This is a genomic window from Maribellus mangrovi (assembly GCF_037646455.1).
GTDB classification, from domain to species: domain Bacteria; phylum Bacteroidota; class Bacteroidia; order Bacteroidales; family Prolixibacteraceae; genus Draconibacterium; species Draconibacterium mangrovi_A.
Genome location: NZ_JBBIXN010000004.1, coordinates 231,308 through 255,600, shown reverse-complemented (window position 1 = coordinate 255,600; position 24,293 = coordinate 231,308). Strand labels below are relative to the sequence as shown.

Sequence of the window (24,293 nt, the reverse complement as noted above, 5' to 3'; positions counted from 1 at the left end):
AAGTCATTAATTTTCTTAAAACCCGGAGTTTCGGTTTCAGCCATTTAATCCCATTAAACTTTAGTTGTTGAACTTCCAACTTCTTTATTAATTTTGCGCCCGCATAAAAACAAGCTGTAAATGACATTTCTGGAAGAGATAAAGCGCCGACGTACATTTGGAATCGTAAGTCACCCGGATGCCGGAAAGACAACACTGACCGAAAAGTTACTGCTATTTGGTGGTGCGATTCGCGTGGCCGGTGCCGTAAAAAGCAATAAAATTAAAAAGGGAGCCACTTCCGATTTTATGGAGATTGAGCGCCAGCGTGGTATTTCGGTGGCAACTTCGGTAATGGGTTTCGAATACGACGGGTACAAAGTGAACATTCTTGACACTCCCGGTCACCAGGATTTCCAGGAAGATACATTCAGGACTTTAACGGCTGTTGACAGCGTAATCATTGTTATCGATGCGGCCAAAGGTGTGGAACCGCAAACCGAGAAATTAATGAACGTTTGCCGGATGCGCAAAACGCCTGTAATTGTTTTTGTGAACAAAATGGACCGCCCCGCGCACGATCCGTTCTCGCTGATGGACGAAGTGGAAGATCAATTAAAGATCAAGGTGCGACCTTTAAGCTGGCCAATCAACAACGGCCCGGATTTTAAGGGGGTTTACAATATTTTCAATCGAAGTTTGAAGTTATTTAATCCTGATATCCAGGAAATTCAGGAGCGCATAAAATTCGAGGATTTATCAGATCCCGGGCTGGAAGAACATATTGGTGACGATGCCGATGTATTGCGCGAAGAACTTGAACTGGTGGAAGGTATTTATCCTGAATTCAACCAGGAAGAATACCTGGCTGGTGATCTGGCACCGGTATTTTTTGGAAGTGCACTATACAACTTTGGTGTGCAGGAATTACTTGATGCCTTTGTGAAAATTGCACCGCCCCCCCAACCCAGTGCAGCTGAAGAACGCGAAGTAAAACCGGAGGAAAATGGATTTAGCGGCTTTGTATTTAAAATTCATGCTAACATCGATCCGAATCACCGGAGTAGAATTGCCTTTGTAAAGATCTGCTCGGGAAAATTCGAACGCAATAAAATGTACAACAATATCCGCCTTGGTAAAACCTTCCGTATTTCGAGTCCGACAGCCTTTATGGCTTCGCAAAAAGAAATCGTTGAGGAAGCCTTCCCCGGCGATATCATTGGTGTTCCCGATACCGGAAACCTAATCATTGGCGATACGCTTACCAACGGCGAAGAGATCCACTACAAAGGCTTGCCAAGTTTTTCACCTGAGTTGTTCCGCTACATTGAAAATGCCGATCCGATGAAATCGAAGCAATTGGCAAAAGGAATCGACCAGTTGATGGACGAGGGTGTTGCCCAGTTGTTTACCAGTTCCTTTAACGGCCGGAAAATTATTGGTACCGTCGGACAACTACAGTTCGAAGTGATCCAGTACCGATTGGAGCACGAGTACATTGCCAAATGCCGGTTCGAGCCGCTGCAAATGCACAAAGCATGCTGGATTGAAAGCGATGACCGGAAAGTACTGGAAGAATTCAAAAAACGTAAGCACCAGAAAATGGCAAAAGACAAACTGGGTCGTGATGTATTTATGGCCGATTCTTCGTTTATTTTGCAAATGGCGCAGGACGAATTTAAGGACATTCGATTCCACTTTACTTCCGAATTTTAGTCGGAATTAACTTAGATTGAAATTCTCTATTTTTCTGTCTTTTTATTGCAATACACATGGTATAAATATGTAATTTCGCCCCGTAAATATTAGGTTTATTGTTTGATTTAAAGCAATGGATAACACGTTATACGACAGCTCATTTGTGACTTATGTTTTAATCCCCGGGCTCATTTTCGTTTCAAGAATACTTGACGTTTCTTTTGGTACCATTCGTATTGTCATGGTTTCAAAAGGTCATAAAATTTGGGCCCCGATTCTGGGTTTCTTTGAAGTACTGATTTGGTTGATTGCTATCTCTAAAATATTCGAAAACCTCGATAATTGGGTGTGCTATTTTGCCTATGCGCTGGGTTTTGCAGCCGGAAACTACGTAGGGCTCATGATTGAAGAGAAAATGGCGCTGGGTATTGTAAAACTCCAAATTATTACCCGGAAGGAAGCCAGCAAACTGATTGATAACCTGAAAGCTGCCGGTTATGGAATCACTCACCATAACGCGCAGGGATCGAACGAGAAAGTGAGCATTATTCATAGCATCATCAAACGATCTGAGATTAAAAAGGTGGAAGAAATTGTAAAAACCACCAACCCAAAGGCATTCTATTCTATTGAAGACATCAAGTTTGTTAACGAAGGCGTTTTCCCTATGGTAAAAAATCCCATCCGCTGGCGAAAAGGGAAGTGAGTTCAGGGTTCAAAGTGTACAGTTTAGAGATCAAAGTTTGATCAACCCAAACAAAAAACGGAACCCACAATATGAATTCCGTTTTCTTTAAGTAACATGAACGTTTAAAGTTCTTGATGTAACACCGGATATTTTTTAATCAATCTATCCAGTTCTTCCACAACTTCTGCTTTTTTCTCTCCGAAAAGATTCCGGTAATACTCAATTCCATCGAAAAGGTTTTTACTGAATTTATTGAGGTTTCGTTTTTCTTTCACATCTTCAATATTCTGCTGAAATTTTTCCACGCTCTCCTTAAAAATATCGAGGTACATTTTTAGCTCTTTCATAAACATGTTAGGCCGCGTTGTTTCATTCAGTAAATTGATCCGGCCATAAATGTGATTTACCATTTCTTTCAGTGTCGAAATTTCGGAAAAATAAGCCAGGTTAGGTCCGGGACAAACAGTGACTTTTTCGTTGGCAGCCACTTTCATTCCTTTCGACATTTTGGTTGAAACACCAAGCCCGATGCACAAACACTCCGGTTCAATAATTTTATTATATGCTTTTTTGTAGGCTTCTTCGGATAAATTCATCGCTATAAGCTCTTTCAGCTTTTTGCTTTGGTACAGGCGCGACGAAGTACAAATCGGTTTTTCGGTATATTCGGTGTTGTACCTTAAAAATCCTTTTGTGCAGGGCATCCCTGCTTTCCCGTTTGTCGCCATATCAATGCGTAATTTACTCATCGACGCTCCTTTAATGCTGTTAAACGGAACTCCCAGTGGCGATAATCCGCTAAAATAGTAATCGTCTTCGTTTCCTTTTGCCAGCAGATCCATGGTTTCGGTATCGATACTGATTACCTCGGGAACCAACATAAACGGTGATCCCCAGCCCACGCTATCCATCCGGTAATGATCGAGTAAAAAGTCGTGCTCTTCTTTGTTACCAACACCACCTTGCGCAGTAACAATCAGTTCAGGCTTTGCGGCAGGTTGAGGTAACGATTTCTTGGTGAGCGCTTCTAAATAAGCATCACGGCAGGTAGTAAATAGTTCATCGCGCTTTTCCCTGAATTCTTCCAGGATCGGGCCAAACAATACTCCGGCAGTCGGGAATGCATGTCCGCCGCAATTCACACCCGATTCAATTCGGTATTCACTGATCCACAATCCTTTTGCAGCCAGCATTTTTCCCTGAACCAGGGCCGAGCGGAAATCACTGACTTTCAGGATGATCTTCTTTTTGATCTGCCCGTTCTGATCGGGATAAAAATCTTCGAAATTCTCAATGTAACTGTACAATCGCGGACTCATTCCGGCCGAAAGCACCAGCGACGAATTCAAATTGCTTTGAGCAAAGCCCCGTAAAGCTGCATGTGCGTCGTTGTATTCAATGGGCAAATCTTCACCATCTTTCTGATTCACCTGATCCAATTTCGTCATAATATTAACGTCAATTGAACCGGGATGTATTAATTCTTTGATTTGCTTGGCAAGTTCGCCTGCAGCCTTCCTCCCCTTTTCACCAAAATTCAGCTTCTGTTTTATTGATGAAGCTTCGGGCAGCATGTCCAGAAATTTATCAAGTTCGCTACCTGTATTTAGTATCGATTTTTTTACCTCGTCATATTTACGATTCACAATTTCTTCCACCACATTCAGGTACGAAGTAATTCGCTTTGCCCTAAAATCGTCCACCTTCTTTGAAATAGCTTTAAACGGCAAATCGAATTTATTGCAGTAAAACTCACGCATTTTCTCCATCAGCGCATCATCAACCAACGAAATTACCGAAGAAATTCCGTAGTGAGCTACATTAATTGGTGTATCTATTGAGTATCCTACTCCCAGAACCGGGATATGGAAAGTATGTTGTTTAACTGTTTGCATCTTCTTTAAGCTTACCGACCGCATCCGTATTTTCTATTCAAGATCGGTTGAATTACTACTTCTGATTTAACGAAATTCAAAGGAAATAAGTTATTCATGAATAAAATGCAACAATTGGTGCAGTACGCAAATAATTGTTGGAAAATTTTAATTTTTTATGTTTCCATTAAAACTAAAAACCGAAAAATTCGAAAGTTGAAAATTCAACACGACCTTTTATATTGACCGATTGGTCATTTTTTCTAAATAAGTGTTGCATTTTTGAAAAAGAGTTTTTAATTTTGACCGACCGTTCAATCAATAATGAATCAAAAATGCCGAAAACACCGGAACAATACGATGATATCCGAAAACAAAAAAAGCAGTTGATCATGGACACTGCTCTTGAATTGTTTGCAGAAAATGGATTTCACGCCACTTCAATTAGTCAAATTGCTAAAAAAGCAGATATTTCTAAAGGCCTCTCCTACAATTATTTTGAAAGCAAAAACGAAATCCTGCAGGAAATTATGGAACATGGTTTTAATGAAATCTATGATAATCTCGATATCAATCACGATGGTATTTTAACCGAGGAAGAGTTCACTTTTTTTATCCGTCAAAATTTTAAACTGGTCAATGAAAACATGCAGCATTGGAAGTTGTTTTTCTCGCTGTTGCTACAACCAAAGGTGTCGGCAACATTTGCCACGATGTACGAAGAAAAAGCTGGACCGATTATAGAGATGTTGTACCAGTTTATTGTTTCGGCAGGCAGCCGGGATCCTGAAAATGACCTGATGGCTGTTTCCGCCATGATCGAAGGAGCGTTCCTTTACCTTGTCGCGGCTCCCGATGTATTTCCTGCCAAAAAAATGGAACAAGCCGTTATCGATAATTGCCTGAAAATCATACGAAATTAGCCGTCAAAAGATCATATAACAAATCAATAAAAACCATGACTATGAGACAAATAATGTTAGCACTGCTTTTATTAGGCTCCGGCTTTCAATTAAGTGCACAAGACATCAACATTGAAGATATTGTTCGAAAGGCGGATGAGAAATTCCGCGGCACTTCGAGTATAGGAGAATTAACGATGATCATCGAACGCCCGTCGTGGAGTCGAACGGTTTCGATGAAAAACTGGACGCTGGGAAACGATTATTCGCTGATTTATATTACCGCTCCGGCCAAAGAAAAAGGTCAGGTATTCCTGAAACGCGACAAGGAAATGTGGAACTGGGTGCCGAACATCGAAAGGATGATAAAAATACCCCCGTCGATGATGATGCAGTCGTGGATGGGATCGGATTTTACCAACGACGACCTGGTTAAAGAATCGTCGATGGCCGATGATTACGACCAGAAATTGTTAGGCGAAGAAGAAATTCAGGGCTACAATTGCTATAAGATTGAACTTATTCCACACGACGATGCAGCCGTGGTTTGGGGAAAAGTAATTATGTGGATTTCAAAAGAAGAATTGCACTGGTTAAAAGCCGAATTCTATGATGAGGATGAATACCTTGTGAATACCGAAATTTTAAGCGACATCAAAAAAATGGACGATCGTGTAATGCCAACACGCCTTGAAATGATTCCTTCCGATGAAGAAGGCCACAAAACCATACTGATATTTGATAAGATTGATTTCAATGTCGATATCAAGCAGAGTTTTTTCTCGCAACAGAATATGAAAAGGATACGGTGAGGACTGAGGGACTGAGGGTTTGAAGGACTGAAGGTTTGAAGGATAGATGCTAAAAATAAAATCTTTGATATGAACGATAATATTAGGTACAAAGAAGAAATGAAAGCACGACTGAAGAAGTTTGTGCTGGACCTGATAAAATTTTGTCAGGGGCTTCCAAAGACTCAGGAGGCAAATATTATTACAAATCAACTTCTTCGTTCTGGGAGTTCTGTTTACGCAAATTATCGTGCCGCATGCCGAGCCAGATCAAAGGCTGAATTTTTTAGTAAATTAAGTATTGTTGTTGAAGAGGCGGATGAGACAGAAATGTGGCTTGACCTTGTAATCGATTCTAAAATAAGCTATACACCTGAAGCAAGACGTTTACATCAGGAAAGTCTTGAAATACTTAAAATAATGACGTCAGCCCGAAAAAACACAAAAATCTAGAAAATGAAATTTATAATACACGAACCTATTTATCAATCCATCAGTCCTTTGATGAATCAATCCCTCCGTCCTTCACCAAATCAATCCATGATATGAAAACCAATATAAAACTCGCTTGGAGAAACCTTTGGAGAAACCGGCGTCGAACAATCATCGCCATTTCTTCCATTGTATTTAGTGTGTTGCTGGCATCGTGGATGCGATCGATGCAGGAAGGCTCGTACGATAAAATGATCGAGAATTCGGTGAAATTTTACTCGGGTTACCTGCAGGTGCAAGACACGGCATATTGGAATGAACGTACGCTAAACAACAGCTTTGAAGCGCCGGAGGAGTTAAAACAGAAAATCAGCAAAATAGGCGATGTTACACTCGTTGTTGACCGCTTGGAGTCGTTTGCTTTGGCTGCCAATAACCTGAAAAGTAAACCGGCGATGGTTATGGGAATCGAACCCGAGGCTGAAGATCAGATCACGAGGATTTCTCAAAAAGTGACAAAAGGCCGCTTCCTGAAACTGGGGGATAAAGGCACAATACTCGGTGAAGGATTAGCTAAATACCTGAACCTCGATGTTGGTGATACATTGGTGATGATCAGCCAGGGTTACCATGGAATAAGTGCCAGCGGGTTGTTCGAAATTGTTGGTATTCTCTCCCACCCTAACCAGGAATTCAATAACCGCATGGTTTACCTCGATATTCAAACTGCCCGCGATTTTTATTCGGCCTACGGTTTGTCAACATCACTGGTGATAATGACACACAATCACTACGAAGTCAAGCACATTCAAAAAGAAATTGAAAAACTATTACCGGCAAGCAACCGCGTAATGACCTGGACTGATATGCAGCCCGATCTGGAACAACTGATCGAAAGCGACCGCAGCAGCGGACTGATCATGTTGGGTATCCTTTACATGGTTATTGCCTTTGGCATGTTCAGTGTGGTGCTAATGATGGTGAAAGAACGATCTCGCGAATTCGGAGTAGTACACGCTGTTGGTATGCAAAAAACCAAACTGGCTGTTGTCGTTTTCTTCGAAACCATTTTAATCGGAGTGATCGGCTGTGCAGTCGGTCTCATCATTAGCTATGCGTTTTGTGTATATTTCTACTTTAACCCGATCCCCATGTCGGGCGATATGGCTACCGCTTACGAGCAATATGGAATGGAACCCTACCTGTTCTTTTCATTGAAAGCTTCGCTCTTTTACAGCCAGATGATCCTGGTTTTTCTCATAAGTATGTTTATTTCAATATTCCCGATCTGGAACATACACCGATTGAAAATTACAAAAGCAATGCGTGCATAACCTCAAAAATTTGAATTATGATTTGGTCAATAGCATGGAGAAACGTATGGAGAAATAAGTCGCGCAGCATCATTATGATCGTTGCCATAGCACTGGGATTGATTGCCGGTGTTTTTGCCACAGCTTTTATGCAGGGAGCGGTTGATGCACGTATCGAATCGGCTACGCATTCCGAGCTGGCTCATTTGCAGGTACACGCACCGAATTTCCGGGACAACAACGAAACTGAACTTTATATGACGGGAGCCAAAGAGCTTACCGGCAAAATAGAAGAAATAAGCGATGTGAAGGCCGCCAGTTTCAGGTTGATAGCTGAGCCATTTATTATGGCTGCACACGGCACAGGGGGTGGTAAAATGCTGGGCGTTGTTCCGGAGCAGGAAAAACTGGTAACCGACATTGCTCAAAAACTGGTTGACGGAACTTACCTCGAAAAAACAAGCCGGATGCCTCCGGTTTTGATCGGCGAAAAGCTATCAAAAAAACTAAAGCTCAAGGTCGGCTCGAAAATGAATGTCCAAATGGTCGACATAAACGGCGATCTGTCTTCAAAAGGTTATCGCGTGGGCGGAATATTCAAAACCGTAAATACGGGCTTCGATGAATCTACATTTTTTGTGGTGTACAGCGACCTGCAAAAACAACTTGGACTTCCGGATGACGTGGCTCACGAAATTGCCATGATCTGTGAAAACGGAGATGAAGTGGATGTAGTAAAACCTGAAGTCCAGAATCTGGCCGGTAATAACATTGTACAAACCTGGAAAGAACTGAGTCCTGAAATGTCGATTCTAACTGAATCGATGGATCAGTACATGTATATTTTCATTTTAATAATACTGCTTGGATTGTGTTTTGGGATAATCAATACCATGCTGATGGCAGTGCTCGAACGTGTAAAAGAAATCGGCATGTTGATGGCAGTTGGTATGAACAAACGCAAAATATTCTGGATGATCATGCTGGAATCAGTGATGCTGACACTTTCCGGAGGAATTGTCGGAGTTGTACTGGGCTCACTGATCACCCGCTTTTTTGAAACACGTCCGATCGATGTCTCAGCATTCTCCGAAGGTTTGGAGAAATATGGTTACGCCACACAGATCTATACATCGTTGCAAAACGAAATGCTCGTCACCATTACCATTTTAGTCATTGTCACCGGAATGATTTCGGCCGTGTATCCGGCACGAAAAGCGTTAAAGCTCAATCCGGCGGAAGCGACGAGAACAGAATAAAGGAATTTCAGAAAATAGGAATATTAGAATTGAGAATTATAAAAACAACATATAATGAAAATCATAGAAATTAAAAACCTGCACAAGATCTACAACAGCAACTCGGTTTCTGTGCATGCTGTTAACGGGATCGATGTTTCGTTTGAAGAAGGTGAATTTACCGCCATTGTAGGTCCATCGGGATCGGGCAAAACAACATTGCTCAATGTTATTGGCGGATTAGATGATGCCACTGAAGGAAGTGTTGAAATCGAAGGGATTAAGATCAACGAATTATCAGCCCGCAAACTGACTGATTTTCGGATGAAAAACATCGGTTTTGTTTTTCAGGCCTATAATCTAATTCCCGTGCTTACAGCCAGGGAGAATGTAGAGTTCATTATGCACTTGCAAGGCGAGAAAAAAGCCGCCAGGGATGCCCGAACCTCAGAGCTTTTAAAGGCTGTCGGGCTTGGCGAAATGATGAACCGGCGTCCTTCAAAATTATCAGGCGGACAGCAACAACGTGTTGCAGTGGCGCGGGCACTGGCATCGAAACCAAAATTTGTTCTGGCCGACGAGCCTACCGCCAACCTCGATTCGCATTCCACCGAAAACCTGCTCGATATTATGGAGCAACTTAATAAAGAGGAAAAAATAACGTTTATATTTTCAACGCACGATCAACGCGTGGTCAACAAAGCCCGGCGCGTAATTACGATCGAAGACGGGAAAATAATAAACGATATTACAAAATGATCAGAACAGCGGCAATATTGGTTTTAGTTGGTTTAGTTATATATTGCACCTCAGCTAAAGAGACAAAACGTACCGAACTGAACACTGCAGTGAAAACAAAGTATTTGAGTACTTTGGAAAAAGATGTTATCTACGAAATAAATCTGTTCCGCTCGGATCCTGCCCAGTATGCCGATTTGTACATTGAGCCTTTAAAGAAATATTACGACGGTAAAATCCTTCATTATCCCGGCGATAAGTCCATTCGAACAGTTGAAGGAGCAAGGGCATTAAATGAGTGCGTTCGTGAACTTAAAAGAATGTCGGAGAAGCCAATTCTGAATCCGGATGAAAGTTTATCAAAAGCGGCACGAGACCATCAGCGCGATCAGCAGAGATCAGGAAGAACCGGCCATAAAGGAACTGACCGTTCAGATTTGCGAGAGCGTGTTGAGCGTTACGGACAGTGGCAAACCCGAATTGGCGAAAACATTGCTTATGGCAACTCCGATGCACGTCAGATCGTAATTTTTTTATTGATTGATGACGGAGTCAGAGATCGTGGCCACCGAAAAACCCTGTTAAATCCCGATTACAAAGTTGTAGGAGTGGCTTGCGGTAAACACCCCGTTTACGATACCATGTGTGTGATTGACTTTGCCGGCGGAATGACAGAATAATAAGCCTTTTAGCACAACGAAGAACAAATGGTTCAAAAACTAAAAATAAACCGACTCAATAAAATTCTGCTAATTCCGGTAGCAATGATTCTATTGCTATCATCTTCTAAAAGTTTAAAAGCTCAATCCAACCTTGCATTATACGGTTACGTTAAAGAACTGAGCATGTTTTACAAACCGGTGCAAGCTATGTCTGTCTCCGCAACCGATTCGCTCGATTATCTGTTCTTAAATCAAATTCATAACCGTATAAACTTCAGATGGTATGCCAGCTCAAAACTAACAGTTGCACTGGAGGCAAGAAACCGTATTTTTTTCGGGCAAATGGTACGTGAATTCCCGGATTACGAGGATTATATCGAACAAGATAATGGTTACCTAGATCTTGGTGCTGTTCTGATTTCGCAAAAAACCTGGTTTCTGCACAGCATGCTCGATCGCGCCTGGATAGATTATACCAGTGGCAAGTGGCAGGTTCGTCTCGGACGGCAACGCGTAAACTGGGGCACCAACCTGGTGTGGAATCCCAACGACGTATTCAATACGTTTTCGTACTTCGATTTTGATTATGAAGAACGTCCCGGAACCGATGGTATTCGCATTCAATATTATACGGGAGTAACCTCATCAGCTGAACTGGTTTATAAAATCGGGCACAACAACAACGAAACTGCAGTTGCCGGAATGTACCGTTTCCTGAAAGCTGGCTACGACATTCAGTTTTTAGGCGGCTGGGTAGGTAAAGACTTCGTACTCGGCGGTGGTTGGTCCGGCGATATCAAAGGAGGCGGATTTCGGGGTGAAGCCACCTGGTTTAAACCACGCGATAAGAATGACGAAGAAAATTTTGAGAGCCTCGTAGCGTCCGTATCCGGCGATTACACATTTCGGAACAGTTTATACGTGCATTTCGCAACACTTTTCAACAGCCATGGAACAACCGGTGATGCCGGAGGCCGCAGCTTCTTTGCACCCGATATTTCAGCAAAAATGCTCTCGCTCGGACGCTATCAATTATTTGCCCAATCCTCCTACCCTTTTACTCCGTTATTTTCGGGTGATATTGCAGTTATGCTTAATCCCAGCGACGGATCCTCCTTCATCGGTCCATCGCTTACCTATTCCATAGGCAACAATTGGGAAGTGATGCTGAATGGCCAGTTGTTTTTTGGAAGAAAAGGCACCGAATACGGAGATTACGGCCAAGCAGTTTTTGGCCGGTTAAAATGGGCGTTTTAAGCTAAACATCCCGAGATTTTAAATTCATTTCCGAGTTAAGAATTATTAACAATAGATGTCATATTAGCTTGTCATATCGTTGTTTAAAATACTTATTTGTCTTAAATTGTTTAGTTGTTTATTATTATTCATAATTAAATATTTAAGTCATGGGATTAGTAATTGTTCCTTTAAAAAAGGATAAACTCGGAGAATGGAAAAAGTGGGCCGATTCGCTTAATGGTGATCAAAAACAGGCCTTTGACGAATTCAACAAAAAACATGGGATTACACGACATGATGCATGGTTAGCCGAGACTCCTGAAGGTCCGGTGGTGGTTGCACTACACGAAGGCCCAGGAGCCGACGATTTTATGCAAAATGTGGCTGACTCGCAAGGGAGTTTTGAAGTTGATTTCAAAGAAAAACTAATGGAGTATCATGGTATGGATCTGGCAGGTCCGCCACCAGGACCAATGCCGGTAAAAATGATATCGTCATGAAAAAGTGGGAGTACTTGTTTTTAACCGCTGAAAAACTGGATAAGGTATGGCGGCCCAGATTTATTAATGGGAAGGAGCTCGACGGATGGAACACCGGCTCCAATCTTTATGAATTCACCAATAAGCTGGGTAGCAAAGGATGGGATCTGGTAACAGTGAACTGGCAGGCTAAAGAAGACATGACCCATCACAGATTCGTATTCAAAAAGAGATTATAACAATCAGTAAGTATTAATCATTCAAATTTTAAGTCATGGGCAATTTAGATTTATTAAAAGAAGGCTACCAAAAATTCGCCGAACACGATATCGAAGCGGTGACAGAACATTGGAAAGCGGATATTCACTGGCATCAATGTACCGGTTTTCCTTTTGTGACCAATAATGGAACGTACGTTGGGAAACAAGCTATTGTTGAAGGAATTTTCGCCAACATACCGGTGCACTACGACAATTTCAACATTGAAATAGATGATTTTGTAGATGGCGGAGATAAAATTGTTATGGTTGGACACTATACCGGAACCTGGAAAGCAACCGGTAAAAAATTCAGAGCCAATGCCACTCACGTCTGGACATTCGAAAAAGGTCAGGTTTCGAGCTTCTTTCAGGCGGCAGATACGGCAGAAATAATGAATCCATAATCAGGTTCGGATTTTAACTCCCAAACGTTGTGTCTCACCCCCATCAATCGAAGTAAATTAAGCTGATCCAATTTTTTGGATTTAGATTGTTAGTGCCTCTCCCCTCCTTATTTTCATTCAATCAAAAAGAAAATAATTCCAAAGTTGAATAACGAATTCAATAAATCCATAATTTTGAGTGAAATAAACCAAAGGTGCCGTTAAACTGCCATTTAGTGGTCAAGGATCAATTATAATTCCACATAGTGGAATTGTAAGCGAAAAAAATGATAATTGCGGGAGTAGCTCAGTGGTAGAGCATCAGCTTCCCAAGCTGAGGGTCGCGGGTTCGAACCCCGTTTCCCGCTCTGAATATAAAGGAGTTAGATAAAATTCAGGCTCCTCTTTTTATGCGTTGAAACAATTTGCATGCAGAATCTTTGGCTGTATTATTTAGGTTATACGTCCTTTAATAGTTTTATTTTACTTTTTCGCAAATATATTCCAGGAAAAATTCAGTAATACTAACCCAAAAAAGATCCAGCTAAATAGTTACACTACTTGGTATATTTAAGATCCATTTTATAAAAACGTTTGTCTATGAATTTTTTGTCAAAAAGAAGGGGAAAGCACTATGGACGCTTTTTGAAGATGATTGATAATTTACAAACCCCTAAATACAAAACCAATCATAGATACAGAAGTCGCTTTCCCCTTAAAGCAATATACAACTATTCTAAATCTACTTTATTGAATTGTGTTTGAAGTTATTAACAATGAGTTCTTGATACAGACTTTCATTGACCAATGAAATTAGCAGTTAGATCGTACTCGAATTAAAGAAACAAATCATAATTATGATCAATTTATCATCAGCATATTTTGTTTATCCTAATAAAGAAATGGGTAGAATTATAGGTTTGTATAGAAGAAAGCGATTTCTGCAAACCATTTAATACACAATCAGTGATTTATTTTATTCTACCCATTCTTATTTATTGAAAATATTGATTCCTTCTGTATTGTACACAATATACGGATAATTACGGATATATGAGTATTTAATTGAAATAATGTTTACTGGTAAACAATTAGATCTATATAATATAATTTGGAGTAACTGTTTTGAACTCACAACCAATGATACTTACTCTTTCCAATAGCCTTATTTAAACCACCAATAATCTCCAGACAGCCCACGTTCTTACCTAAAAAATTGTCAATGAATGACATCTTTTAACTACTGTAAATTGATTGTACAGTTTCCAAAGAATTCTGTTGATTTTCAACTTGTTATTTCATATCTTGAATAAAAATCAACAACCTCTACCATGAAAAATTATTTGGGAATTCTCGGTTACACTTTTTTGATACTAGGTGCTTTTTTTATCGATACGCCCATAATTGCCCTTCTTTTTATTCCTCTATTTTTAGCAGGAATGATCATGCTGTTGCTCTTTTACAATAAAAAATTCAAAAGAAATAACAAAATGGGAATGCTTGGAATCCTCATTATTTGTCTCACTCTTGGTTATACCTGTATAGAATTCAATCAGTTTCTGGTTTTATTGAGTCGTAACGAATTTATTGGATTCACAAGTGCAGTCTGGTTAAAAATAGTAAGCGTTACCGTCTTAACTTTAATTGCATCTTTTCTAATCTCCAGAGGATTAGGGAAAGAAAGCATTAATTATAAGAGTGAATCGCTGTTCGGTTGGTGGTTGTCTGCATCCCTGGTAATTCCATTTGAATTATTAATTTATTGGATCGCGTACAGCACAGAGAACTGGGCTGGGGGATAAAGACTGGGCTGGGTATTGACTAAATATTAATGATCTAAAAGACTGAGAGATAATAGAAGTATTAATAATGAATAAACGAAATGAATATCCCGAAAAGAAAGACTCTACAATTTTAAAAGTAATACTGCAGGTGATTTCTTTTTTGCTAATAATTGCTTTCATCACACTTTACGTTACAAGTCATGATATATCATTAAATTTTGCTGTTTTCCTACACTTTTTAGGTATGGTTATTTTAATTGCTGGTTTTGCTGTGTCTTTTGAGAACACACTTTATGCCGGATTAATTTTCCTATTATTTTGTTTAATAATTGCAATAGCAGTTACATACAAAATTTTTGACCTAACGGCTGTGGTTATCGACACAGTAATTGGAGTTCTAATATTAATTACCGGGATATTATTCATTGCAACATGGTGTATTAGTAAGAGCCAGTGGGATTGATCATCTTAAAATAAAAAAGTAAGTGATTTGAATGGCTTGTGCAGATGAGCACTATAATTTGTATAAATTAATACGGATCTGCAATTTCATTCAACTAGAATAATTTATATCAGAATTTACAATTGTTTAAGCTTCGACCTATTCATCAGTACTATATACAATTTTCCAAGCTGAGGGTCGCGGGCCCTGATGCTCAGGCTGGTTCTGAGATCAGGATACTGACCAAAGCTTCAGTATTCGATCCCCGTTTCCCGCTATGTAAATCTGCTATTAACTTTGAATCAAGCTCTAAAGGAAATAAAGAGATTTTTTTAACTGCAAAAGAGACTGGCCACACAAGCAGACAGCCTCTTTTTTCGATGCTCAAAGGTTAAACATCAGCTCGGTATAACGCAAGGATTTCTGAGTCTTATTATTTCTATGAAAAGAATGTAGTTTCTTATTTTACAGTTCAGAATATCCATGCTTTGTTTTAAGTATAAAAACGAGAAGGGAGTGCTCGTTATTTTCCTTTCACCAAAGTCAAAATTCCTTCGCTGAAGAAATCTGTAAAAAATTCATCCTCCTCTGTCTCCGAATTATCAAAAACAGGATAGGCATTGGTTAATGCATAACCGCTTGCTCCTTCAAAACGTCCTGTTCCTCCTGCAAAATACATGGTATCGTTAAAGTATCCGCTGTAACCTTCCAGATCACTTCCTCCGGGAATAATTTGCCCTTCGGGTATATTAATAAACAAGCTATCGCCGTTTGCAGCCACAAAGTACCCCAGTTCAGTAAAAGCATAAGAAAAGTCGCTGAAAACGCAGAATGTCATCCAGGTCGTGATTTCTCCCAAATGAGTTATTTCACCAGAACCTTTCATCGTTTCTCTGAATATGGCATTTGGCATATCACATGGTTCTCCCGAACCTGTTGGAGCAGCATGCCAAACAGTAAAATCAGCTTTAAAAGGCACGGTCACCGTTTTAGTTTCGTGGATTTTGTCGGCACCTAAATTGCCGCTTTTAAGATCAACATTTAAAAGGTCGTCCGAAGACTTCGAACAAGCCATAACAATTAGAACGCTAAATACCACAAATAAAAGTTTAGAAAATGTTTTCATAATTTAATCCTCCGTTATTAATTAAACATAAATGCATGAAACAAAATTGACACAATTACACGGGTAAGGCATATTAACTATGTTCCATTTACATCAATAAATTTTACAGGAGTGTAAAAAATGTTTCATGAAGATTTATAAAACAGATGGAAAAGTAAATGAGATATTTCTACCGATCGGCCAGGTCCATTTTTTCGAGAAGTGCCGTAAACCTTTGATGGCCGTGAAGTGATCTGTAATCATAATCACTTTTTATTATTTTTAGGCGCCAGCGTTTATCCTTCTTATTATATAGTTCTACCAGATAATCAACGGCTTTTTCTTTTTCTCCCAGATAAGCAAGCAATGCCGCTATCTGAAGATTATCAGCCTCATGAAGTTTGTAATACTCCGTAAACCATTGTATTACCGTCTTCATTCCGAACTCAGAATACATTGCGCTTAGCTTCTCCGTGTAATCAATATCCGGAGAATCCAACAAGATATATTGTTTTAGAGCTTCAAAAGCTTCTTCGTTTTTATTTTGATGTAAGTTTACCTTGAAAATAACAAATTGTTCGGTTTTGGGGCTATTGTAAAATCTCTTGCTTTGTTTATGAATTTTCAGTACCTCTTCAAATTTGCCCATGTCGTAGTACCAATTTGCATACGATTTATTTGTTAAAATAAATACAGGATCAAGTTCACTCGATTTGTCAAGATATTCTTTTGCTTCTTTGTGTCTACCCATAATCATCAGATAGTCGGCATAATATCGGTATGCCAATGCAAAATTTGGATTGACTTGAATGGCGAGTTTTAATTCTTTATCTGCTAAATCCCAGTCAAATAAAAAATCTGAAGCACAATCGCCCAATGCAGCATGTCCTTCCGCAAGATTATAGTCCAGGCTGATGGCTTTCAATGCATACTCCTTGCAACGTTTAACAGCTTCTTCATACGGAATCCAACTTGCCCCGATTCCAGCAAGTGCACTATATGCTTCCGCTAATCCAGCATATGCAAGACCGTAAGTAGAGTCTATTTCAATTGCTTTCTGATAATATTCAATGCAAGCTGTCATATCACCTTTTGTTCTCTCATGCCAGAAATGTGGCCACAATAAAGAATTCCCCATTAAATAATAGTTGTAAGCTTCCGTATTTTCTGTGTAGTTCCTCTCAATACTAGCCACCTCATCCGTAGTTAATGCGACCTGAAGTTCGTCTGCAATTTGTTTGGAAACATCTGAAGTAAATTCAAAAATATCACTCAGATCTTGGTTGTATTCCTTAGACCAAATATGGTTATCGCTTTCTGCCTCTATAAGCTGGACATATATCCTGACCCTATCCCCGTTATTTATAATACTTCCCTCCAACACATATGATACATTCAATTCTTCGGCTAACTCGGGTAAAGATATATCTGGGTCCCTGTATTGTTCAGACGAAATACGTGATTTTAAATGCAAATCATTAACACGAGACAAGCGGTTTAAGATATCTTCCATAATTCCGCCAGCTAGGTACTGAATATCTGTGTCATCACTCAGATTTTTTAACGGAAGTACCGCGATGGATTTGTCTTGAATGGCAGCTTTCTTTTCTACAATCAAATTCTTGTAAACAAATAATGCCACTACTGTAATGGTTATTACGCCCAGCATACCAACCAACAACCTCAACGTTATTCCAAGTCTGTTTTTACCTGTAAGCGATTGACCGGCATTATATTGATCTGATACCTCATTATCAACATCTTCTGGAGGAAGCTTTAATAACACTCCGGGCGGATAGCCAAAATATTCCTTGAAACATTTGATAAAATAAGAAGGACTGCCAAATCCCACTTGATAGGCAATCTCCGAAACAGTCCCCAATTCCTGCTGAAGCAGTTCTTTTGCCTTGTTCAACCTAATCTCGCGAATAAACTGACTCACCGACTGGTTATTGATTGATTTTAGTTTACGATGCAGCTGTGTACGACTCAGTTTGGTTTTCTGAGCCAATTCCTTTACGCCAAAGTTTTCATCCGCAAGGTTTTCCTCCACTACCCTGCTCAGTTTTTTGATAAACTCTGAATCGCTCGAAAAACTAAGGCTCATTTTCGGTCATTTATGTCTAGATAACAGGCTTTAAATCATATCAATAATACAATATATTTAGTTCATTTCCAAAACGACAGCACTACCTAACAATTAGAAGACAGATCGATTATCGGGCAGATTAATTTTTGAAGAACATATGCGAAAACCATTAGTACCGTACGGATATTTTTAGGGATATCAGTAAATTTGTTAATAAAATTCCTTATTTAAAACTTTGTTTCCGATATGCTTATCGTGGATCTTACATTTGAATCAATAGAAAAGGGAGCCAAAGCTCCCTAATACAAACTAACTAAACTAAACCATGAAATCTATAAACTATTATTACCTTTTCTTTTCCCTTTTACTTCAGCAAAGATAAATGGTATGGTTTGAAGCGTACATGACATCCGATGTCAGGTTGTTATTTCTTTTCCAAATCAGTTTAAAGTGTTGTCATTTTTTCGACTTAATTCCGAATCACACAGCACGCATACACGATTTCGAATTGTCATTGCTAAACATCCGCAAAAAAATTGCGTACAAATAAAAAACCGTAAATCGTCAGATCATGAAAAACTCCCTTTTATTAGTGCTGCTTATTATTTTTACTACTTGCTCAACCACTAATAATATATACGACGAAGTTTTTGACAATGCACTGATCGGGCAAAGCGAAATGAAAATTTACTCACGCCTGGGAAAACCAAGCAGAACTGAATCGACAAAAGGTGGTGGAAAAGTTCTTATTTATGAATTCGGCAGTAAAAAAGGTATGTATTTGACGCCTTACAGATCCGCTATTAAGTATGACCCCACTCGCAATGCAGTTGGTGAGCGTCAAGGATGGAGTTATACATTTGGTGAGTATACCGCGGCAAACGATCCGAAATACACTGTCTATCAAACAAAAGTGTCCTATTTTAAAGTATACCTTAATAAAGAGGGAACTTGTTTCAGATACGAGCAGGATATGCCCCGTGAACAACTGGATATATACCACGAACGCTTTAAACATTTCAATTCAGGCAAATAATCAGTCCGGTTTTCTGTAACTATTGAACAAGTAATTATCTTTAAACCTTGTATAGTTATTTAAACCACACTCATGAAAAATATTACGTCGATCCTCAAGGCATTAATTTTTATCGTTTTTTTTAACCTTACAAGCTCTGTTTTTGCGCAAAACATCGACACTGTTTATCAGAACCAGATAAAGGAATTTACCACCGACGAAAAATTTTTACCTGAATCGGTTCTTGCCATCCCCGATCATTCAACAATTCCATCTCCGCTCGACTATTTTGGAGCAATCATTGGAGCACCCGGTAAAATGCATGGATCGGCTGAAGTGTATGCCTATTTTGATGAATTAGCCAAAACTTCTCCAAAACTTATAACGGAACAAATTGGAACCAGCGAAGAAGGTCGGCTAATCAATTTGGTAACCATTTCCGGTGCCAAAACCATTAAAAACCTCGAGCAATACCGCAACGAGATTGAACTGCTGGCCGATCCGCGAAAAGTGGATGAAGAGGCGGCAGAGCAAATCATTAAAAACGGCAAGGTGGTCTATTATTTAAACGGGGCCATGCATTCCACAGAAATGGGTTCGCCCGAAACCTTAATGGAACTGGCTTACCGTCTGGTGGCTGATGAATCGGAAGAAATAAAAAATATACTGGATAATTGTATCATTCTTATCAATCCTGTTTCGGAGCCCGATGGCCGCGACAAACAGGTGGACTGGTATTATCGCTACACCATAAATCGCGAAGAGTATGACGATGGATTTCCCAAATCGCCACCTTATTGGGGAAAATATGTTTTTCACGACAATAACCGCGACGGGCTGCAGATTACGCAGGAAATTACAAAAGCCATTTATCAGATTTACTTCGACTGGCATCCGACCATCATGCTCGATTTGCACGAATCGGTTCCTCTCCTTTATATTTCAACCGGAACGGGGCCTTACAACGAAAATATCGATCCGATTACCGTGGGAGAATGGCAAACCATTGCCAACCACGAAATGACCGTATTGTCGACACAAGGCTTGCCCGGTGCATTTAACTGGGCTTTTTACGATGGCTGGTGGCCCGGGTACGGCATTTGGGTAGCCAACAACCACAACTCGGTTGGCCGTTTTTACGAAACATTCGGAAATGCAGGTGCCAATACTTACCTGCGCGATATCTCGAAATCCAAATTTGCAGGCGATCTGGTGACATCACGCGAGTGGTACCGCCCCGATCCAGCAACCGGCCAACTTTATTGGTCGTCGCGAAACAATGTAAACTACACCGAAGCAGCAGTGCTGGCTTCCCTGGAATTTGCTGCCAACTACCGCGAAACACTGTTACACAATTTTTATCAAAAAGGACTAAACAGCATCAACTTTTCAAAGGCTAACAAAACTCAAATGTTTGTTATCCCGGCGCAACAACGCGATAAGGCAATGACAGCTTACCTGATCGATCAACTTTTAAGACAGGGTATTGAAGTGCACCGTGTGAAAGCATCAAAAGACGAGTATGTGGTACTGCTCGATCAGCCGTACAGTCGTTTAGCTTACGACCTGCTCACCGAGCAAAAATACCCATCAACCGCCAAGTTTCCGCCTTACGATGCTATTGCCTGGACTTTGGGTTACCTGTCTGGTGTTGATGTTCAAAAATCGGATACACTCTCCTATTCACCAAACGAACTTGAATTGATAAATGAAGCTCCTTCATTAGCAGGATCTGTTAATGGTAAGGCCGATAATTATATCCTGAAATATGAAGCCCAAAGTTCCGTTATTTCGGGGTTGTATGAAGCAGCCGGTGCAAATAAAAATTTTAAAGCTGCTGTAACAGATACATCAATCATTCAGGGAAATTATAGGCTGAAAGCCGGAACCATTATCCTCTCCGGAATGGATCGCGATCAGGCCACTGAATGGGCTGAAGAATATGGTTTAGATCTGGTTGCCGGTGATGTTAAGCCGGAATACAAACGTAAGATTCAACTTCCGCGAATTGCCGTTTATCATAGCTGGACGAATACACAGGCCGAAGGCTGGGTTCGATACACCCTCGAGCAAAAGGGAATTCCTTACACATCGATCAATAAAGACGACCTGAACCGAAGAGCTTTAAATGAGGATTTCAATGTCATTATCATTCCTCATCAATACGGGGACCTGAACGGCTTTATCAATGGTGTTGATGATCGGTTTGGACCATTGGCCTATACAAAAACAGATGAATTTCCATCACACGGTTTTCCTGATTCATCGGAAGATATTACCGGAGGCCCGGGACATTTCGGACTGAATAACCTGAGTATATTTGTAAAGAACGGAGGAGTTCTTATACCTCTCGACAATTCGGCCAACATCATTGCCGATGCTTCCATCGCAAAAAATGTAAGGAGTTTTTCGCCGGGTCAGCTCTTTCATCCCGGATCGATCGTTACTGTAAAAGCACGCAATCCGAAAAGTCCGGTTTTATATGGTTATCCCGAAACTTTTCATCTTTTTAAAGGAAACGGAAAATTATTACGTACTGCCAAATACGACAGAGATTTAATGGTTCTTCAATACGGCACGGATCCCCTCGACGACGAGAAAGAATACTCCGGAAAAATACTGGGCAGAGCAAAAATGGACACCGATACTGATGAAGACGAAAAATCAGCCGAAGAAAAAGAAATTGAAAGCAAGGATGAATCGAAATATGTACTTTCTGGAATGGTACGCAACGAAAAGGAAATTATTGGCAATGCAGCCATTTTAAATGTTCCGGTTGGCGAAGGCCACATTGTATTTTTCACCTTTAATCCCTTAAACCGCTACCTGAATCATTACGACTCGGGATTGCTTTGGAATACACTTATCAACTGGAACCACTTATAAAAAGAACAGGGAGTAGCCAACGTTTCGCTACCCCCTGTTCAGTGAAAGCTAACTTTGCAAAAGACTTAATTAGCCACTTTGTCCAGCATTAACATTGAGTTTACCACGATCTCCGTTGTGTATTGTTTTTCGCCGTTTTTGTCTTCCCACGAACGGTTGGTCAGTTTTCCTTCGATACTGATCTCCGATCCTTTTTTTAAGTATTTCTCTGCAATCTCTGCCTGTTTGCCCCAGGCCACCAAACGGTGCCAGGTGGTTTCGCTTTGTTTTTCGCCACGGCTGTCGCGATAAATTTCGTTGGTTGCTATATTGAAATTAGCAACTGTTTTTCCACTGTCCAACTTTCTTACTTTGGGATCGTCTCCCAGGTGACCGAGAAGTCTTACGCTGTTTCTTAATGCATTCATGATGTGTAATTTTTAGTTATTAAATTTAGGGCTGTGTCTTTTGTTCGAGCCCCTGAACGAATTTGTTGATTCAAAGGTATGTGTGCTTCCAAAGATTATCCGGTATTTAAATGTTTGTAATCGAATATAAACGTTTGTAAGCGTTTACAAACGGATATATTTTTGTATATTAGAGTTTTATTAAAACTTACTCCGAATATTCTGAAACTTTGAAAGATATATATTCTAGTTGGCAGTTTTGAAAAAAATGTTATCACAGGATGGATTACAATGATATTGCTAGAAAAATAATTGAATTGAAGAATGCAGATATGGAACTTCGGGATAAACTTATCCAAAACGGACAACTGGGAAAAGGCTTTAACGAAAAAATGGAGCAGCTACACACCATAAATGCCGGGATATTAAATGAAATAATCGACAAAATCGGTTATCCGACGATTGACAAAGTGGGAAAAGAAGCCAATGAAGGTGCATGGTTGGTGATCCAACATTCCATCAGTCACCCCGACTTTATGAAAAAGTGTGCCAAAATGCTGAAGATTGCAGTTAGCGAGAGCAATGCCAGTCCAAAAAATTTGGCTTATCTGACCGACCGAATAGCAGTATTTGAAAATCGTCCGCAACTTTTCGGAACTCAATTCGACTGGGATAAGAGCAAAGAATTAAGCCCAAACTTTTACGACGACCTGAAAAAAGTAAATCAGAGAAGAAAAGAAATTGGGCTGAACACACTTGAAGAACAAACTGATATAATGAGAAAACAGGCTAAAAATGAAAATCATTTCCCACCGGTTGATTTTGAGAAAAGAAAACTGGATGTTGAACACTGGAAAAGAAAAGTAGGTTGGATAAAATAATTACCGCCACAAACAAAATTCTTTAAGCAGAGTAAATCATATACGCAACAAACATTAAAATAAACTTTCACTTATAAACAATTAAAACAAAATACATGCAAACAATATTAGGATCAGGCGGAGCAATTGGAGTGGAACTTGCAAAAGCATTGCCGGAATATACTAACAAGATCAGGCTGGTTAGCCGCAATCCGAAAAAAATAAATGACAGCGACGACCTGATAAAAGCCGATCTGCTGAACGCTAACGAAGTAGATAAGGCAGTTAAAGAATCGTCGGTAGTTTATGTGACTATTGGATTTCCGTACAATTATAAATTCTGGAAAGCGAACTGGCCCCCGTTTCTGCAATCGGTGATTGATGCCTGTAAAAAGCACACTGCAAAACTGGTATTTTTCGATAACATATACATGTACGATCAGAATCACCTGAACGGCATGACCGAAGAAACACCGATTAATCCGCCAAGCAAAAAAGGACAGATCCGGGCAGGGATGGTAAAAATGATCATGGAAGAAGTGGACAAGGGAGAATTAACTGCACTCATTGCCCGGGCAGCCGATTTTTATGGTCCGGGCATCAAAAATACCAGCGTACTTACCGAGATGGTGATTGATCCTTTAAGTAAAGGAAAAACGGCCGACTGGATGGGATCGGTAGACCGTAAACACTCTTTCACTTACACACCCGATGCCGGAAAAGCCACTGCCATACTTGGAAATACCGATTCGGCATTTAACCAGGTGTGGCACATGCCAACAGCTAAAAATCCACCAACCGGAAAAGAATGGATCGAAACGTTTGCCAAAGCACTGAATACAAAACCAAAGTATAGAGTGGCTTCAAAACTTATCCTCAAAATAATGGGCCTGTTTATTCCGGTTTTGCGCGAAATGCCTGAAATGATGTATCAATACGACCGGGATTATGTTTTTAACTCGGATAAATTCGATAAGGCTTTTAATTTTAATCCGACTTCATATAAACAGGGAATCAAAGAAATCATTGAAATAGACTACTTAAATTAAA

Annotated in this window: 23 protein-coding genes and 1 tRNA gene; 20 read left to right on the top strand and 4 right to left on the bottom strand. The window is 40.0% G+C overall.

Going from position 1 to position 24,293, the window contains the following annotated elements:
- Positions 1-120 precede the first annotated feature (120 nt).
- A complete protein-coding gene (locus WFY05_RS16550) occupies positions 121-1,695 on the top strand; it encodes a peptide chain release factor 3 (RefSeq protein ID WP_340114018.1) in 1,575 nt (524 codons plus the stop codon).
- A gap of 115 nt (positions 1,696-1,810) precedes the next feature.
- The gene (locus WFY05_RS16545; protein ID WP_340114017.1) at positions 1,811-2,383 is read left to right on the top strand and encodes a DUF2179 domain-containing protein; all 573 of its coding nucleotides are present in this window, start codon (positions 1,811-1,813) and stop codon (positions 2,381-2,383) included.
- Positions 2,384-2,487: 104 nt separating this feature from the next.
- Here WFY05_RS16545 and WFY05_RS16540 read toward each other — a convergent pair whose 3' ends face one another.
- The gene (locus WFY05_RS16540) at positions 2,488-4,260 is read right to left on the bottom strand and encodes a hypothetical protein (RefSeq protein WP_340114016.1); all 1,773 of its coding nucleotides are present in this window, start codon (positions 4,258-4,260) and stop codon (positions 2,488-2,490) included.
- Positions 4,261-4,574: 314 nt separating this feature from the next.
- On the opposite strand from WFY05_RS16540, the gene WFY05_RS16535 reads away from it, so the two are divergent.
- From WFY05_RS16535 to WFY05_RS16470, 14 genes are all read left to right on the top strand, one after another.
- Entirely contained in the window at positions 4,575-5,162 is a 588-nt protein-coding gene (locus WFY05_RS16535) for a TetR/AcrR family transcriptional regulator (RefSeq protein WP_340114015.1), read from the top strand.
- Positions 5,163-5,203: 41 nt separating this feature from the next.
- Positions 5,204-5,953 carry an outer membrane lipoprotein-sorting protein gene (locus WFY05_RS16530; protein ID WP_340114014.1) on the top strand — a complete coding sequence of 250 codons (750 nt, stop codon included), beginning with the start codon at positions 5,204-5,206 and terminating at the stop codon, positions 5,951-5,953.
- A gap of 69 nt (positions 5,954-6,022) precedes the next feature.
- Positions 6,023-6,385 (top strand): four helix bundle protein, encoded by a 363-nt coding sequence (locus WFY05_RS16525; RefSeq protein ID WP_340114013.1) that lies wholly within the window; start codon positions 6,023-6,025, stop codon positions 6,383-6,385.
- 92 nt (positions 6,386-6,477) lie between these two features.
- Positions 6,478-7,698: an ABC transporter permease gene (locus WFY05_RS16520; RefSeq protein ID WP_340114012.1), complete on the top strand. Its 1,221-nt coding sequence runs from the start codon at positions 6,478-6,480 to the stop codon at positions 7,696-7,698.
- 17 nt (positions 7,699-7,715) lie between these two features.
- Positions 7,716-8,936, top strand: coding sequence for an ABC transporter permease (locus tag WFY05_RS16515; protein ID WP_340114011.1), 1,221 nt, complete (start codon positions 7,716-7,718; stop codon positions 8,934-8,936).
- Between the two features lie 54 nt (positions 8,937-8,990).
- Entirely contained in the window at positions 8,991-9,674 is a 684-nt protein-coding gene (locus WFY05_RS16510) for an ABC transporter ATP-binding protein (protein ID WP_340114010.1), read from the top strand.
- Positions 9,671-10,333, top strand: coding sequence for a CAP domain-containing protein (locus WFY05_RS16505; RefSeq protein WP_340114009.1), 663 nt, complete (start codon positions 9,671-9,673; stop codon positions 10,331-10,333). Before WFY05_RS16510 ends, WFY05_RS16505 begins: the two co-directional genes overlap by 4 nt.
- A gap of 84 nt (positions 10,334-10,417) precedes the next feature.
- Positions 10,418-11,572 (top strand): hypothetical protein, encoded by a 1,155-nt coding sequence (locus WFY05_RS16500; RefSeq protein ID WP_340114008.1) that lies wholly within the window; start codon positions 10,418-10,420, stop codon positions 11,570-11,572.
- Between the two features lie 149 nt (positions 11,573-11,721).
- Positions 11,722-12,054, top strand: coding sequence for a hypothetical protein (locus WFY05_RS16495; protein ID WP_340114007.1), 333 nt, complete (start codon positions 11,722-11,724; stop codon positions 12,052-12,054).
- On the top strand, positions 12,051-12,272 hold the full coding sequence (locus WFY05_RS16490; protein ID WP_340114006.1) for a hypothetical protein: 222 nt from the start codon (positions 12,051-12,053) through the stop codon (positions 12,270-12,272). Before WFY05_RS16495 ends, WFY05_RS16490 begins: the two co-directional genes overlap by 4 nt.
- A 35-nt stretch (positions 12,273-12,307) precedes the next feature.
- A complete protein-coding gene (locus WFY05_RS16485; protein ID WP_340114005.1) occupies positions 12,308-12,697 on the top strand; it encodes a nuclear transport factor 2 family protein in 390 nt (129 codons plus the stop codon).
- Between the two features lie 275 nt (positions 12,698-12,972).
- Positions 12,973-13,044 (top strand) — tRNA-Gly (locus WFY05_RS16480).
- A gap of 963 nt (positions 13,045-14,007) precedes the next feature.
- Positions 14,008-14,478, top strand: coding sequence for a hypothetical protein (locus WFY05_RS16475; RefSeq protein ID WP_340114004.1), 471 nt, complete (start codon positions 14,008-14,010; stop codon positions 14,476-14,478).
- A 67-nt stretch (positions 14,479-14,545) separates the two neighbouring features.
- Complete coding sequence (locus WFY05_RS16470) at positions 14,546-14,923, top strand: DUF7670 domain-containing protein (protein ID WP_340114003.1); 378 nt, start codon at positions 14,546-14,548, stop codon at positions 14,921-14,923.
- Positions 14,924-15,425: 502 nt separating this feature from the next.
- Here the strand turns inward: WFY05_RS16470 and WFY05_RS16465 are convergent.
- Entirely contained in the window at positions 15,426-16,028 is a 603-nt protein-coding gene (locus tag WFY05_RS16465) for a hypothetical protein (protein WP_340114002.1), read from the bottom strand.
- 169 nt (positions 16,029-16,197) lie between these two features.
- On the bottom strand, positions 16,198-18,114 hold the full coding sequence (locus tag WFY05_RS16460) for a helix-turn-helix domain-containing protein (RefSeq protein ID WP_340114001.1): 1,917 nt from the start codon (positions 18,112-18,114) through the stop codon (positions 16,198-16,200).
- A 553-nt stretch (positions 18,115-18,667) separates the two neighbouring features.
- Between WFY05_RS16460 and WFY05_RS16455 the strand changes: the two genes are divergently transcribed.
- Positions 18,668-19,132, top strand: coding sequence for a hypothetical protein (locus tag WFY05_RS16455; protein ID WP_340114000.1), 465 nt, complete (start codon positions 18,668-18,670; stop codon positions 19,130-19,132).
- Between the two features lie 72 nt (positions 19,133-19,204).
- Positions 19,205-21,997, top strand: a complete 2,793-nt coding sequence (locus tag WFY05_RS16450; RefSeq protein WP_340113999.1) for a M14 family zinc carboxypeptidase — start codon at positions 19,205-19,207, stop codon at positions 21,995-21,997.
- 65 nt (positions 21,998-22,062) lie between these two features.
- Here WFY05_RS16450 and WFY05_RS16445 read toward each other — a convergent pair whose 3' ends face one another.
- Positions 22,063-22,404, bottom strand: coding sequence for a single-stranded DNA-binding protein (locus WFY05_RS16445; protein ID WP_340113998.1), 342 nt, complete (start codon positions 22,402-22,404; stop codon positions 22,063-22,065).
- 260 nt (positions 22,405-22,664) lie between these two features.
- Between WFY05_RS16445 and WFY05_RS16440 the strand changes: the two genes are divergently transcribed.
- Positions 22,665-23,264, top strand: a complete 600-nt coding sequence (locus WFY05_RS16440) for a DUF6624 domain-containing protein (protein WP_340113997.1) — start codon at positions 22,665-22,667, stop codon at positions 23,262-23,264.
- 95 nt (positions 23,265-23,359) lie between these two features.
- Complete coding sequence (locus WFY05_RS16435) at positions 23,360-24,292, top strand: NAD-dependent epimerase/dehydratase family protein (RefSeq protein ID WP_340113996.1); 933 nt, start codon at positions 23,360-23,362, stop codon at positions 24,290-24,292.
- The last annotated feature ends 1 nt before the right edge of the window (position 24,293 follow it).

Excerpts from the sequence above, each read along its gene's own strand:
- WFY05_RS16530 (WP_340114014.1), top strand. The coding sequence starts at position 5,204 with ATGAGACAAATAATGTTAGCACTGCTTTTATTAGGCTCCGGCTTTCAA.
- WFY05_RS16545 (WP_340114017.1), top strand. The coding sequence starts at position 1,811 with ATGGATAACACGTTATACGACAGCTCATTTGTGACTTATGTTTTAATC.
- WFY05_RS16470 (WP_340114003.1), top strand. The coding sequence starts at position 14,546 with ATGAATAAACGAAATGAATATCCCGAAAAGAAAGACTCTACAATTTTA.
- WFY05_RS16525 (WP_340114013.1), top strand. The coding sequence starts at position 6,023 with ATGAACGATAATATTAGGTACAAAGAAGAAATGAAAGCACGACTGAAG.
- WFY05_RS16505 (WP_340114009.1), top strand. The coding sequence starts at position 9,671 with ATGATCAGAACAGCGGCAATATTGGTTTTAGTTGGTTTAGTTATATAT.
- WFY05_RS16465 (WP_340114002.1), bottom strand. The coding sequence starts at position 16,028 with ATGAAAACATTTTCTAAACTTTTATTTGTGGTATTTAGCGTTCTAATT.
- WFY05_RS16515 (WP_340114011.1), top strand. The coding sequence starts at position 7,716 with ATGATTTGGTCAATAGCATGGAGAAACGTATGGAGAAATAAGTCGCGC.
- WFY05_RS16445 (WP_340113998.1), bottom strand. The coding sequence starts at position 22,404 with ATGAATGCATTAAGAAACAGCGTAAGACTTCTCGGTCACCTGGGAGAC.
- WFY05_RS16455 (WP_340114000.1), top strand. The coding sequence starts at position 18,668 with ATGAAAAACTCCCTTTTATTAGTGCTGCTTATTATTTTTACTACTTGC.
- WFY05_RS16500 (WP_340114008.1), top strand. The coding sequence starts at position 10,418 with ATGATTCTATTGCTATCATCTTCTAAAAGTTTAAAAGCTCAATCCAAC.
- WFY05_RS16510 (WP_340114010.1), top strand. The coding sequence starts at position 8,991 with ATGAAAATCATAGAAATTAAAAACCTGCACAAGATCTACAACAGCAAC.
- WFY05_RS16520 (WP_340114012.1), top strand. The coding sequence starts at position 6,478 with ATGAAAACCAATATAAAACTCGCTTGGAGAAACCTTTGGAGAAACCGG.
- WFY05_RS16485 (WP_340114005.1), top strand. The coding sequence starts at position 12,308 with ATGGGCAATTTAGATTTATTAAAAGAAGGCTACCAAAAATTCGCCGAA.
- WFY05_RS16460 (WP_340114001.1), bottom strand. The coding sequence starts at position 18,114 with ATGAGCCTTAGTTTTTCGAGCGATTCAGAGTTTATCAAAAAACTGAGC.
- WFY05_RS16535 (WP_340114015.1), top strand. The coding sequence starts at position 4,575 with ATGCCGAAAACACCGGAACAATACGATGATATCCGAAAACAAAAAAAG.
- WFY05_RS16435 (WP_340113996.1), top strand. The coding sequence starts at position 23,360 with ATGCAAACAATATTAGGATCAGGCGGAGCAATTGGAGTGGAACTTGCA.
- WFY05_RS16475 (WP_340114004.1), top strand. The coding sequence starts at position 14,008 with ATGAAAAATTATTTGGGAATTCTCGGTTACACTTTTTTGATACTAGGT.
- WFY05_RS16450 (WP_340113999.1), top strand. The coding sequence starts at position 19,205 with ATGAAAAATATTACGTCGATCCTCAAGGCATTAATTTTTATCGTTTTT.
- WFY05_RS16440 (WP_340113997.1), top strand. The coding sequence starts at position 22,665 with ATGGATTACAATGATATTGCTAGAAAAATAATTGAATTGAAGAATGCA.
- WFY05_RS16540 (WP_340114016.1), bottom strand. The coding sequence starts at position 4,260 with ATGCAAACAGTTAAACAACATACTTTCCATATCCCGGTTCTGGGAGTA.
- WFY05_RS16490 (WP_340114006.1), top strand. The coding sequence starts at position 12,051 with ATGAAAAAGTGGGAGTACTTGTTTTTAACCGCTGAAAAACTGGATAAG.
- WFY05_RS16550 (WP_340114018.1), top strand. The coding sequence starts at position 121 with ATGACATTTCTGGAAGAGATAAAGCGCCGACGTACATTTGGAATCGTA.
- WFY05_RS16495 (WP_340114007.1), top strand. The coding sequence starts at position 11,722 with ATGGGATTAGTAATTGTTCCTTTAAAAAAGGATAAACTCGGAGAATGG.